The 11,217-nt window shown below is 76.1% G+C and carries 12 protein-coding genes; 6 read left to right on the forward strand and 6 right to left on the reverse strand.

The window, feature by feature from the left end; translation table 11 throughout:
- The first annotated feature begins 258 nt into the window (after positions 1-258).
- Positions 259-846 (forward strand): hypothetical protein, encoded by a 588-nt coding sequence (locus ACFC0B_RS29985; protein WP_376092650.1) that lies wholly within the window; start codon positions 259-261, stop codon positions 844-846.
- 56 nt (positions 847-902) lie between these two features.
- Here the strand turns inward: ACFC0B_RS29985 and ACFC0B_RS29990 are convergent, their stop codons facing one another.
- The 5 genes from ACFC0B_RS29990 to ACFC0B_RS30010 all read right to left on the reverse strand — a co-directional run bounded on the left by ACFC0B_RS29990 (position 903) and on the right by ACFC0B_RS30010 (position 4,544).
- A complete protein-coding gene (locus ACFC0B_RS29990) occupies positions 903-1,697 on the reverse strand; it encodes a hypothetical protein (RefSeq protein ID WP_376092653.1) in 795 nt (264 codons plus the stop codon).
- On the reverse strand, positions 1,694-2,437 hold the full coding sequence (locus ACFC0B_RS29995) for a hypothetical protein (RefSeq protein ID WP_376092656.1): 744 nt from the start codon (positions 2,435-2,437) through the stop codon (positions 1,694-1,696). The genes ACFC0B_RS29990 and ACFC0B_RS29995 overlap by 4 nt, the downstream gene beginning before the upstream one ends.
- A gap of 88 nt (positions 2,438-2,525) precedes the next feature.
- Positions 2,526-3,716 carry a hypothetical protein gene (locus ACFC0B_RS30000; RefSeq protein WP_376092659.1) on the reverse strand — a complete coding sequence of 397 codons (1,191 nt, stop codon included), beginning with the start codon at positions 3,714-3,716 and terminating at the stop codon, positions 2,526-2,528.
- Positions 3,713-3,856, reverse strand: coding sequence for a hypothetical protein (locus tag ACFC0B_RS30005; protein WP_376092662.1), 144 nt, complete (start codon positions 3,854-3,856; stop codon positions 3,713-3,715). Before ACFC0B_RS30005 ends, ACFC0B_RS30000 begins: the two co-directional genes overlap by 4 nt.
- Positions 3,857-4,052: 196 nt before the next feature.
- Positions 4,053-4,544: an HPP family protein gene (locus ACFC0B_RS30010; protein WP_376092665.1), complete on the reverse strand. Its 492-nt coding sequence runs from the start codon at positions 4,542-4,544 to the stop codon at positions 4,053-4,055.
- Between the two features lie 177 nt (positions 4,545-4,721).
- Here ACFC0B_RS30010 and ACFC0B_RS30015 point away from each other — a divergent pair, with 177 nt between their 5' ends.
- The 4 genes from ACFC0B_RS30015 to ACFC0B_RS30030 all read left to right on the forward strand — a co-directional run bounded on the left by ACFC0B_RS30015 (position 4,722) and on the right by ACFC0B_RS30030 (position 10,057).
- On the forward strand, positions 4,722-5,927 hold the full coding sequence (locus ACFC0B_RS30015; RefSeq protein WP_376092668.1) for an amidohydrolase: 1,206 nt from the start codon (positions 4,722-4,724) through the stop codon (positions 5,925-5,927).
- A gap of 401 nt (positions 5,928-6,328) precedes the next feature.
- On the forward strand, positions 6,329-7,771 hold the full coding sequence (locus ACFC0B_RS30020) for a threonine/serine exporter ThrE family protein (RefSeq protein ID WP_376092671.1): 1,443 nt from the start codon (positions 6,329-6,331) through the stop codon (positions 7,769-7,771).
- Positions 7,772-7,972: 201 nt separating this feature from the next.
- On the forward strand, positions 7,973-9,670 hold the full coding sequence (locus ACFC0B_RS30025) for a SulP family inorganic anion transporter (protein ID WP_376092941.1): 1,698 nt from the start codon (positions 7,973-7,975) through the stop codon (positions 9,668-9,670).
- Between the two features lie 33 nt (positions 9,671-9,703).
- Entirely contained in the window at positions 9,704-10,057 is a 354-nt protein-coding gene (locus tag ACFC0B_RS30030) for a zinc ribbon domain-containing protein YjdM (protein ID WP_376092674.1), read from the forward strand.
- 19 nt (positions 10,058-10,076) lie between these two features.
- Here ACFC0B_RS30030 and ACFC0B_RS30035 read toward each other — a convergent pair whose 3' ends face one another.
- Positions 10,077-10,439, reverse strand: a complete 363-nt coding sequence (locus ACFC0B_RS30035) for a hypothetical protein (protein WP_376092677.1) — start codon at positions 10,437-10,439, stop codon at positions 10,077-10,079.
- 163 nt (positions 10,440-10,602) lie between these two features.
- Here ACFC0B_RS30035 and ACFC0B_RS30040 point away from each other — a divergent pair, with 163 nt between their 5' ends.
- Positions 10,603-11,157 carry a hypothetical protein gene (locus ACFC0B_RS30040; protein ID WP_376092679.1) on the forward strand — a complete coding sequence of 185 codons (555 nt, stop codon included), beginning with the start codon at positions 10,603-10,605 and terminating at the stop codon, positions 11,155-11,157.
- Positions 11,158-11,217 lie beyond the last annotated feature (60 nt).

Genomic DNA, 11,217 nt, shown 5'->3' on the forward strand with positions numbered 1-11,217 from the left:
CCTGATGTCGGATTCGCGCCCGCGCGAGACGGGGAAAAGGGGCGCGCCCGGAGCGGATTCACGCGGCTCAGCGGAATCATTTCCCCCACCCGCCACTGCCGTGACGGCGGCCGATCCCGCGGCGGCTCAGCGGAATTCCCGCCGCCGTAAACCCATGGAAATCGTCCTTGACGGCCCAATACCCCTGACGGGATTATTTCCCGGGCCGCGCCCGAATCGCGGTGAACCTCCCACGGCACGCTCAACGGAGGACGAACAATGGATCAGTCGGGTACGTCCGCACCGCGCTCGACCGCCGGATCCGGTCGGCGGACCTTCCTGCGCGGCGCCGTCGGCGCCACCGCGCTGGGCCTGGCGGGGATCGCCGGCGCCGCCCGGGCCGGGGCCGCTCCGGCGCCCGGCCCGGCGAGACTGGCCGCCACGCAGAACAACTGGCGCTTCTGTCAGAAGTGCTTCGTGATGTACTTCTGGGGCTATCCGACGGACGGCGTCTGTCCGGCCGGTGGCGCGCACAGTGCCCAGGGCTACAACTTCATCCTGCCCTACGACCTCCCGGAAACCCCCACCGCGCAGCGTAATTGGCGGTTCTGTCAGAAGTGCTTCTCGATGTACTTCTGGGGTTACCCGACGGACGGCGTCTGTCCGGCGGGCGGCGCGCACAGTGCCCAGGGCTACAACTTCACCCTGCCGCACGACGTCCCGGAGACCCCGACCCAGCAGCGTAATTGGCGGTTCTGTCAGAAGTGCTTCTCGATGTACTTCTGGGGTTACCCGACCGACGGCGTCTGTCCGGCCGGTGGCGCGCACAGTGCCCAGGGCTACAACTTCGCCCTGCCGCACAGCTGACCGGCCCCGCGTGCGGGCCGGGAGCCACGGCCCCGGCCCGCACGCGGGTGCGACGCTCAGGCCCCGGTGGGGTCCGGCGGCTCGTCCCCGTCCACGCCCGGTCCGGCGGGCTCGGAGCGGTAGAGGTGCACGGAGGAGCAGCGGACGCTGCCCCGCGCCGCGCCGCCGGCCGTGAGGAGCAGCCGCCGGAGCGGTCCGGGCTCCGGTGCTTCGGCGATCGTGAGGGGGCCGTCGTAGTGCGGGAGGACCGTCATCTCCCGGACGCCCCGGAACTCGACCTCCAGCAGGCCGAACCCGGGCCGGTCGTCCCGGCTCCGCAGGACCAGCCGGGCGTCCTCGGGCGCGTACGCGTGGAGGACGGTGACGTGCTCCAGCACGACGACCGGTTCGCCCACCGCGGCGGTCAAGCCGTCCTCGCCGCTGAGCGGCGTCCTGGTCCGGGCCTGCCGGGAGGCCATCCTGGAGAAGTCCGAGGGGTTCAGCCTGACGCTCTCGGGCCGCGCGACGAACCGGGGGCCGACCGCCTCGGCCAGGAGCGCGTCCGAGACGGTGCCGCCGAGGCCGAGGCCGCTCCACTCGGCGGCGCGCACGGCGGCGACCGGGTCCAGCTCGAAGGCGATGCCCAGCTGGACCGCGATCTCGTGCGCCTTCTCCGCCGGGCCGCACGTGCAGTCGTGCCGGGCCGCGATCCAGCGGAGCGTCTCGTGGACCGCACCGCCGTGCCGCGCGGCGTACTCCTGCAGCGCCAGGGTCTCGGCGTACTCCCTCCGCCTGTCCTCCTCGGCGATCTCGTCGAGGGTCGGCCTGCGCCGGCGGGCGGGGGGCTGCGGGGTGTTCCCGTCCTGCGTCATGCCGCGGCCTCCCGGGGGTCGAAGCGGTAGACCTGGACGGAGCGGCAGACCACGAAGTCGCGCACGTCCCCGTCCCTGAGGAGCAGCCGCGGGGGCGATCCGAAGGCTCCCGGGGGCACGAGCGCCTCCATCGCGGCCACCGCCTCGGCGTCCGCCCCGTCGGCGGCCTCCGCGGCGGACGCGGGAGCGTGCCCGATGACGAGGTCCTGGTACACCGGCCGGATCCGCATCCCGTGGACGAACTCGAACTCGACGTCCAGGAACGGGCCGTCACCGTCCGGGCCGGCCGGCCGGCCGCGCAGGACGACCATCCGGTAGGGCCCGTACCGCAGGAGCCGGAACTCCCCGGGCAGGCGCACGGGCAGGTCGTCCTGGGTGGCCCTCAGCTCCATGCGCCGGGGCTGGCGGGCCGAGTACCGCGCCCGGTCGACGACGCCGACGTCGAGGTCCTCGGTGCGCGGCAGCAGGCGCCCGACCTCCGCGTCCAGCCCGGCCTCGTCGATCCGGCCGCCCCGGTCCAGGCCGGACCGGGCGAGGACGAGCTGCGCCTGCCCATAGGTGATCCGGAACGCCTGCCAGACGATGGATCTCAGGGCCGCGCGCGGGCCGTGGGGCTCCTCCCCGGTGGTGCCGGGCAGTCCCAGCTCGGCCCCCAGCCACCGTGCGGTCTCCAGGGGCGACCCCCCGTTCGCGGCGGCCACCTCCCGCACCCGCCGCACCAGTTCGCGCTCGGACTCCATGGACCCGTCCCGCCCCCCTGTTGCCGTCGGCGACATCCGATGCCATCCAATCCCATCGGTCCGGTGGGCGCCAGTGGCCTCAGCGGCCTCAGCGGCCGGGAGCGGACGGGAGGACGGCGACGGCCAGCGGGAGGCGGCCGACGGGCAGGCGGGTGGTGCGGCCGGTGGCGGTGTCGACGAGGGTGAGGCCGTTCCAGCCGCCCTCGCGGGTGTAGCCGCCGGAGACGTAGGCGGTGCGGCCGTCGGGGGAGAGGGTGACGGTCTCGTGCGGGCCGTCGAGCGGGACGAGGCGCTCGGTGCCGTCGGGGCGGCGGACGGTGAGGGACGGGCCGGCGTCGACGGCGGGGTCGATCGGACCGGTGCCGACCACGTAGAGGGTGCCGTCGGGGGCGACGGTGACGCCGTGCTGGTGGGTGTCGGCGGTCATCGGCTCGACGGCGACCCGGCCGGTGGCCGGGTCGACGACGGCCAGGCGCTCGCCCTCGAAGGGCACCAGCAGCGCGCCGTCGGACGGGCGGACGGCGGTGTAGTGCGGCTTGAGCCAGGAGCCGAGCCCGCCCTCGGTGCCGTACGGGGCGACCTCGATGCGGCGGGGCTCCCAGGTGGCGGTGGGGACCACGGTGACGTCGAAGGAGTCGTGGTCGGTGACGTAGACCGAGCGGCCGTCGGCGGAGACGTCCACGTCGAAGGGGCGGCGGCCGACCGGGACGACCCGGGTGACGGTGCGGGTGGCGGTGTCGACGACCTCCAGGGTGCCGTTGCCCTCCGGCACGTTGACGCCGACGTAGACCCGGCTGCCGTCGGGGGAGAGGGCGAGGCCCATGCCGCCGCCCCGGTACTCGCCGGTGGCCACCGGGCCGGTGCGGGTCCGGTACGGGATCAGCGCGGTGCGGGTGCGGGTGGCGGTGTCGACGGCGGCGACGCCCTCGGCGGTGGCCACCCAGGCGGTGCCGTCGGGGCCGACGGCGAGTCCGTACGGGGCGGTGCCGACGCGGACCGAGCCGAGGTCGGCGGCGCGGCCGGTGGCGGCGGGGTCGACGAAGGTGACGGTGTCCGCGCCGAAGTCGGTCACGAGGAGGGAGGGGGAGGGCGCACCCGAAGCGGCCGGTGGTGCGGTGGCGGGCTCGGTGGGTTCGGGGGCGGCGGCCGCGGTGGTCGCGGGCCCGGTGGTGGCCTGCGTCGGTGTCGGTGTCGGCGAGGCCTCCCCGCAGGCGGCCAGCAGCGCCAGGGCGGTCGCGGCGCCGGCGGCGGCCCGCCCGAGGGCGGTCCGGGCGCTCACCGCTGCCCCCGGACGGAGCCGCCGACCCGCGCGGTCCCGGCCGTGCCGGCGGCCCCGGCGAGCCCGGTGAAGCCCCGGCGTTCGGCGCGGGCGGCGGCCGGCAGGGCCCGGTCGGCCGGTGACAGGGTGCGGTCGGTCATCGGGGGTTCCTCCACGGACGGGCGGCGGCCCGGGCGGGCGTGCCGCGGCCGGCTCCCAGCCTGCGCCGCGGGGCCGCGCCGCCGCATCGGCGGCTCGGCCCGTCCGCCGGAGCCGCTCGGTGGACGCCGGGGTCATCCGATCGGACGACCCCGCAGCCCCGCCGTCGCAGCCCCGTCGTCACCAGCAGCCCCGTCGTCACCAGGAGAGCGGGTAGCGCACGGGATGCCCGCCGATCCGGCCCGGCAGCAGGCCGATCGCCACCAGCAGGACGGTGGAGAGTGCGAGCAGCGGCAGGAACGGCCAGGCGTCCGGGGCCTGGAGGACCACCACCACCGCACTGGCCACGGCCGGGGAGTGCGACAGGTGGCAGAGCATCATCGCGCCCAGCGCGAGGCCGGCCGCGATCGCCGCTCCCCAGGCGGTGCTGCCGGTGACCGCGAGGGTGCCGAAGCCGATCGCGGCGGAGAGCAGCTGGCCGCCGATCACGTTGCGCGGCTGGGAGATCGGCAGTCCGGGCGCGCCGTGCACCAGTGCCGCGCTGGCGGCGATCGGCGGTATCAGCAGCGGCTGGTGGACGACCACGCCGATGGCGGCCAGCAGGAGCAGGGCCCCGATGGCGAAGACGGACGCCCGCAGGGCGTGCAGCGGGTGCGGCCGGGGGGCCTTGGCGGTGGGCGGCGTGGGCATGGGGGAACGGCTCCGGGTGGGCTACGGGGGACCCAGGGATGATAAACAGACTGTTGCAAGAAATGGTGGGATGTTTCGCCAGTTGGACGGTCGTCGGACACTCCGTGGACGGACCGGCGCCCCGGGCGGCGACCGCACCACCCCAGCGACCATGCCCGCAGAGAGGGTTGACTCCCCATGGCCGGAACCGCCGCCACCGTCTTCCGCAACGTCCGCCCGTACGGCGCCGAGCGGCCCGCCGACCTGTTCGCCGTCGACGGCGTCCTGGTCGAGCGACTGCCGGAGGGCGCCGAGCCGGTCGTCGTGGAGGGCGGGGGCCGGATCGCGCTGCCCACCCTGGTGGACGCGCACATCCACCCGGACAAGACCGCGTGGGGCGAGCCCTGGTGCAGCCGCCGCCCGGCGGGCTCGCTGCCCGAGTACGTCCGGGGCGACGTCGACCTCCACCACCACCAGCGCACCCCGCTCGCCGAGCGCGCCCACCGGCTGCTGGCGCACGCCGTCGCGTCCGGCACCCGCGCCGTGCGGGCGCACGTCGACGTCGCCCCCGCCTACGGACTGGCCGGGGTGGCCGGGCTGGCCGAGGCGCGCGAGCGGCTGGCCGGGGCGCTGGACGTCCAGCTGGTCGCCTTCCCCCAGCACGGCGTCCGCCGGACCCCCGGTGCGGGCGAGCTGATGGCCGAGGCGGCGGCGAGCGGACTGATCGACGCGGTCGGCGGCATCGACCCGGCCGGCTTCGACGGGGGCCCGGACGGCGAGGGCCCCGCCCAGCTGGACCTCGTCTTCGACCTGGCCGAACGCCACGGCCTGCGGCTGGACATCCACCTGCACGACCGGGGCGGGCGCGGCCTCGACCCGCTGCGCGACATCATCGCCCGGACCGAGGCCGCGGGCCTGGCCGGCCGGGTCGTGGTCAGCCACGCCTTCTGCGTCCCCGAGCTGGCCGGCGAGCGGCTCGCCGAACTCGCCGACCGGCTGGCCGAGGCCGGCGTCGGCCTCACCACCGTCGCCCCCTCGGCCCACCAGGTGCTGCCGTTCCGCGAGCTGCAGGCGCGCGGTGTGCGCGTCGGGCTCGGCTCGGACGGTGTGCGCGACTCCTGGAGCCCCTTCGGCAACGCCGACATGCTGCACCGCGCCCACCTGCTCGGCTGGACCACGGACGCCCGCACCGACCAGGAGCTGGCCGACTGCTTCGCGCTCGCCGCCGACGGCGGCGCCGACCTGCTCGACCTGCCGCGCGCCACCCTGCGGCCCGGGTCCCCCGCCGACTTCATGCTGCTGGCGGGCGAGTGCCTCCCGCAGGTCGTCGTCGACCTCCCGGCGCGCGACCTGGTGGTCAAGGCCGGCCGCGTGGTCGCCCGGGACGGCCGCCACCTCGGCTGACGGTCCGCCGCCCCGGCGGGGGGTGAGGGCGACGGTCGCGGCGCGTCCGGACGGGACCGGCGCGAGCAGTTCGCCCTCACTCCACCCCGGCGCGCCTGCGTGCGCGTGGCGCGTTCACCGGGTGGTCGCAGCGGGTAGTCGTCCGCATACACTGGGCGACCCGAAAGGGGGGTGCTGGCCAGGGAGCGGCGATGCCGGAACACGAACAGCTGGGCCCACGTGCCGAGCCCGGCGGATCTGTTGGACCTTCCCGACTCTCCCGGACTCCCCGGCCTCCTCGATCCGCCGGCCCGGCCCCCGCCACCGGAGCCACCGGATCGGCCGACGCCCCCGACGTCCCCGGGGCCGTCGAGCCGAGCAGGTCCAGCCGGCCCGGCAAGGCGTCGGCACGGCCGGAGAAGGTGCCGCTCCAGACCCGTACGCCGCTGGGCGGCCCGGTCGTCACCGGCGCGCGGGCGACCTCCTGGCCCGACCGCATGCTGCCGCTGCTCCGCACGCCCACCGGCGCCCGCCCGCTGCTCCACGAGCCGCCCGGGCCCGACCTGCCGGGCCCGGCCGAGGTGGCGGCGGTGCTGGACCTCGCCCTCCTGGTGGGGGAGCTGCTGCTGGCCAGCGGCGAGGCGGCGGAGGACGTCGAGGCGGCGATGCTCGCCGTGGCGCGCGCCTACGGCGTCCACCCGTGCGACCCGCAGGTCACCTTCACCCGGGTCGCCGTCTCCTACCGGCCCCGCCCGGCCGAGCCGCCGCTGACGGCGGAGCGGTCCGTGCGCCGCCCGTCCGGCGACTACGCCCGGCTGGCGCTGCTCTTCCGGCTGGTCACGATGATCTCGGCGGGCGGGATCGACGTCGACGAGGCCCACCGCCGGCTGGCGGCCGGGCTGCGCGGCGGCCACCGTTACCCGGGGTGGCTGGTCGCGCTGGCCTGCGGGCTGCTCGCCGGGGCCGCGACGGTGCTGGTCGGCGGCCGCACCGACGCCCGGGCCGGCCTGGTGTTCGCCAGCGCCTTCGTGGCGGCCACGGTCGGCGACCGGCTGGCCGTGCTGGTGGCGCGCCACGACCTCCCGGAGTTCTACCAGTTCGTGCTGGCCGCGACGCCGGCCGCGCTGATCGGCATCCTGCTCTCCTTCAACGGCCTCCACCTGCGCGGCTCGGCGGTGATCACCGGCGGGCTGTACGCGCTGCTGCCCGGGTGGCGCCTGGTCGCCGCGGCGCAGGAGGGGCTCGCGGGCTGCTACCTCACGGCCGCCGCCCGGATGGTCGAGGCGCTGTACCTGATGACCGGCGTGGTGATCGGGGTGACGGCCGTGCTCTACGTCGGCGTCAACCGCGGCGCGGACCTGGCGGCCCGGGACCTCCCGGTGGGGGCCTCCAATCCGCCGCTCCAGCTCACGGCGGCCGTCGTCGTGGCGCTGGCCTTCGCGGTGATGCTGAACACCGAGCCGAGTGCGCTGCCCGCGGTGGTGCTGAACAGCACGGCCGGCTGGACGACGTACGGCCTGATGGTCGGCGCGGGCCAGCAGCCGGTCGCGGCCGCCGCCCTGGCCGCCGGGCTGGTCGGCCTGGCCGGCCAGGTGATGGCCCGCCACTGCGGCAGCCCCGCCCTGCCGCACGTCACGGCGGCCCTCGGGCCGCTGCTGCCCGGCTCGGTGCTCTACTTCGCGCTGCTCGCGTTCGTCCGCGGCGACGACGAGGCGGGCCTGCGCGGCGTGGCCCACGCCGCCGTGATGGCCATGGCGCTCGCCATCGGCGTCAACCTCGGCCGCGAGGCCGCCCGCCTCTTCCTCCCGGCGCCGGCCCCCGCCCCGACCCCGGCCGCGCGCCCCCGGGGCCGCCACCGCCGCTGAGCGGAGCGCCCGGACCGGCCCCTGCGAAGCGGAGGGCCGGTCGCTACTGTCCGGATCCGGCGGGTGCTCAATCAGCGACTTGAAAAATTCTTCATGTTCATACATGCTGGCGTGCCGTCGGACCGGCTCGATCCGCCGCGCACCGGTGAGGAACAGGAAGAAGGAGGCAGGGTGACCATCGCCGCTTCCGCTCTCGGCCGGATGCGCGCCGTACTGCCGACCCGGGAGATCCTCGCCACCATGGCGCGCTCGCCCCGCAAGGACCTGCTCGCCGGGCTCACCGTCGCGATCGTCGCCCTGCCGCTGGCGCTCGGGTTCGGCATCTCCTCCGGCGCCGGCGCCGAAGCGGGCCTGGCCACCGCCGTCGTCGCGGGGGCGCTCGCCGCCGTCTTCGGCGGATCCAACGTCCAGGTCTCCGGGCCGACCGGCGCGATGACCGTCGTCCTCGTACCGATCGTCGCCCGCTACGGGACCGACGGGGTGCTGACCGTCGGGCTGCTCGCCGGGGTGATCCTCGTCCTGCTCGCGCTGATCCGGGCCGGCCGGTGGATGGCGTACGTCCCGGTGCCGGTGGTGGAGGGCTTCACCCTCGGGATCGCCGGCGTCATCGCCCTCCAGCAGGTGCCCGGCGCGCTCGGGGTGGGCAAGCCCGACGGCGACAATCCCGCGCTCGTCGCGGCCGCGGCGGTGCGCGCCTTCGCCGCCGCCCCGCACTGGGCGGCGCTCGGCCTGGCCCTCGCGGTGGCGGCGGTGATGCTGATCGGCGTACGGCTGCGGCCCTCGGTGCCGTTCTCGCTGGTCGCCGTCGCCGGCGCGACCGTCACCGCCGCGATCGCGGACCTGCCGGTCGCCACCATCGGCCACCTGCCCGCCGGCCTCCCGGCGCCCTCGCTCGGCTTCCTCGACCTGTCGGCCGTACCCGCCCTGCTGACCTCGGCGCTCGCCGTCGCCGTGCTCGCCGCGCTGGAGTCCCTGATGTCCGCGACCGCCGCGGACGCCATGAGCGTCTCGGAGCGGCACGACAGCGACCGCGAACTCTTCGGCCAGGGCCTCGCCAACCTGGCCGCGCCGCTGTTCGGCGGCGTCGCCGCCACCGGCGCGATCGCCCGCACCGCCGTGAACGTCCGCTCCGGCGCCGTGTCGCGCCTGGCCGCCCTCGTCCACGCCGCCGTCCTGGCGGTGATCGTCTTCGCCGCGGCCCCGCTGGTCGCCGGGATCCCGCTCGCGGCACTGGCCGGAGTGCTGCTGGCCACCGCCGTGAGGATGGTCGAGGTCGGCTCGCTGCGGGCGCTCGCCCGCACCGGGCGCGGCGAGGCCGCCGTCCTGCTGCTCACCGCTGCCGCCACCCTCGCCTTCGACCTGGTCACCGCGGTCGTGGTCGGCCTGCTGGTCTCCGGGGTGCTGGCCCTGGCGGCGGTCGCGCGGGCGGCCAGGGTGGAGCAGGTCCCGCTGCACGCCGACCTGCCGCCGGCCGACCACCACGACGAGGAGCAGGCCCTGCTCGCCGAACACATCGTCGCCTACCGGATCGACGGGCCGCTGCTGTTCGCGGCCGCGCACCGCTTCCTGCTGGAGCTCACCGAGGCCGCCGAGGTCGACGTCGTCATCCTGCGGATGTCCCGGGTCAGCGCGGTCGACGCCAGCGGGGCCACCGTCCTCGGCGACGCGATCGGCCGGCTGCGGCGGCGCGGCACGCTCGTCCTGGTCTCCGGCGTCCGGGACGAGCACCACCGGCCCCTGGACGCCCTGGGTATCCTCGACGAGCTGCGCGACGACGGCCACGTCTTCGCGACCACCCCCGAGGCGATCGACCACGCCCGCACCCATCTGCGGGCGCGCGGCGCCGTCACCGGGCCGTCGGCCCCGGCCCTCCCCGCCTGCCTTCCGCCACCTCGGTAACCATCACTCGAACGACTGGACAGTCTGAATCACATGAGCGACAACCTCCCCGCCTGCCCGCAGTGCTCCGGCGAGTACACCTACGAGATGGACGCCCTGATGGTCTGCCCGGAGTGCGCCCACGAGTGGGACCCCGCCGCCGGCGACGGCCAGGCCGCGTCCGGCGAGCGGGTGATCAAGGACTCGGTCGGCAACGTGCTGGCCGACGGCGACACCGTGACCGTCGTGAAGGCGCTCAAGGTCAAGGGCAGCGTCTCCGGCATCAAGGCCGGTACCAAGGTGCGCAACATCCGCCTGGTCGACGGTGTCGACGGCCACGACATCGACTGCCGCATCGAGGGCTTCGGCGCCATGCAGCTCAAGTCCAGCGTGGTGAAGAAGGCCTGAGCCCGCCGGGGGCCGCGGGTCAGCAGCGGTCGGCCGGGAACCGGGCGGTGACCGGCCCGCCCGGCCGCGTCCGCTCCAGCCACACCGGCCGGCTGCCCAGCTCGGCGACCGGCGGGGTGACGTACAGCAGCCCCGGCTCCTCGCCGGGCTCGGCGGTGTCGTAGGCCCCGGCCACCACCAGCCGCAGCGCCGTGCACACGGCCCAGCCGGGTTCGGCCGCGGTACCCGCCGGATCGAGGCGGGCCGCCAGCCCGAGCAGCGCCTCGCGCAGCGTGCCGGTGAGACGGGCGACGGGCGCCCCGCCGAGAGCGGGGTGCCCGCTGCCGTCCCGGTGGGCGAGCACGGTGGTGGTGACCGGTGGTGTTGCGCTCACAGGAGTCATGCCCAAGGACGCTAGGGGAGACCTCCGACAACGGCCCGACGCCGCGTCAGCCGCGGTCCCGTGCCGTCCGAAAGGCCGAGGCGTGCGAAACCGCCGCGGCCGGCCGTCGTTGGGCCGGTGCCCGGGCGGCTGCCCGGGCCTTCGGACGGAAGGGGAAGCCGGCATGTCGGACACGTCGAGCGTCGGGTCACCGGGCCGGGGGAGGGCGGCCTCGCGGTCGGCGCGCTTCGCCGCCGCCGTCTCGCTGTGCTGCGGGGCCCTGGCGGGCCCGCTGACCGGGGCGGGCCCGGCCCACGCCGCCACCACCACGACGACCTTCGTCACCCCCGGGACGTACACGTTCACCGTGCCGGCGGGCGTCGAGACGCTGACGATCACGCTCGTCGGCGGCGGCAGCGGCGGTGGCGGTGGCGCCCCCGCCGCTGCCGTTCCCTTCACCGCCGCGACGGGCGGCGGCGGGGGAGGCGGAGGCGGTGGTGGCGGTCTCGTCGCGTGCACGCTCTACGTCACCCCCGGCGAGCAGCTGGGCATCGCGGTCGCGGCCGGGGGCCGCGGCGGTGCGGGCGGTCCGGCCATGCCCGAGGGCGGAGGGTCCGACGGCGCCGACGGGCAGCCGGCCACGGAATCCTGGCTGAACAAGGGCGAACTCGGCGACTACAGCTTCTCCGAGGAGGGCGGCCAGGGCGGGGGCGGCCCGGGCGGGCGCGGGGTGGTATAAAAAAAAACCAGCCCCCCAGACCACACAAAAAAAGGGGTTGCGGGTTGTGGGTGTAAAAAA

The sequence above is a fragment of the Kitasatospora sp. NPDC056184 genome, assembly GCF_042268405.1.
GTDB lineage: Bacteria > Actinomycetota > Actinomycetes > Streptomycetales > Streptomycetaceae > Kitasatospora.

Coding starts and splice junctions, on each gene's coding strand:
- ACFC0B_RS30030 (WP_376092674.1), top strand. CDS start 9,704: ATGAGCGACAACCTCCCCGCCTGCCCGCAGTGCTCCGGCGAGTACACC.
- ACFC0B_RS30040 (WP_376092679.1), top strand. CDS start 10,603: ATGTCGGACACGTCGAGCGTCGGGTCACCGGGCCGGGGGAGGGCGGCC.
- ACFC0B_RS30005 (WP_376092662.1), bottom strand. CDS start 3,856: ATGACCGACCGCACCCTGTCACCGGCCGACCGGGCCCTGCCGGCCGCC.
- ACFC0B_RS30035 (WP_376092677.1), bottom strand. CDS start 10,439: ATGACTCCTGTGAGCGCAACACCACCGGTCACCACCACCGTGCTCGCC.
- ACFC0B_RS29985 (WP_376092650.1), top strand. CDS start 259: ATGGATCAGTCGGGTACGTCCGCACCGCGCTCGACCGCCGGATCCGGT.
- ACFC0B_RS30025 (WP_376092941.1), top strand. CDS start 7,973: ATGCGCGCCGTACTGCCGACCCGGGAGATCCTCGCCACCATGGCGCGC.
- ACFC0B_RS30010 (WP_376092665.1), bottom strand. CDS start 4,544: ATGCCCACGCCGCCCACCGCCAAGGCCCCCCGGCCGCACCCGCTGCAC.
- ACFC0B_RS29995 (WP_376092656.1), bottom strand. CDS start 2,437: ATGGAGTCCGAGCGCGAACTGGTGCGGCGGGTGCGGGAGGTGGCCGCC.
- ACFC0B_RS30015 (WP_376092668.1), top strand. CDS start 4,722: ATGGCCGGAACCGCCGCCACCGTCTTCCGCAACGTCCGCCCGTACGGC.
- ACFC0B_RS29990 (WP_376092653.1), bottom strand. CDS start 1,697: ATGACGCAGGACGGGAACACCCCGCAGCCCCCCGCCCGCCGGCGCAGG.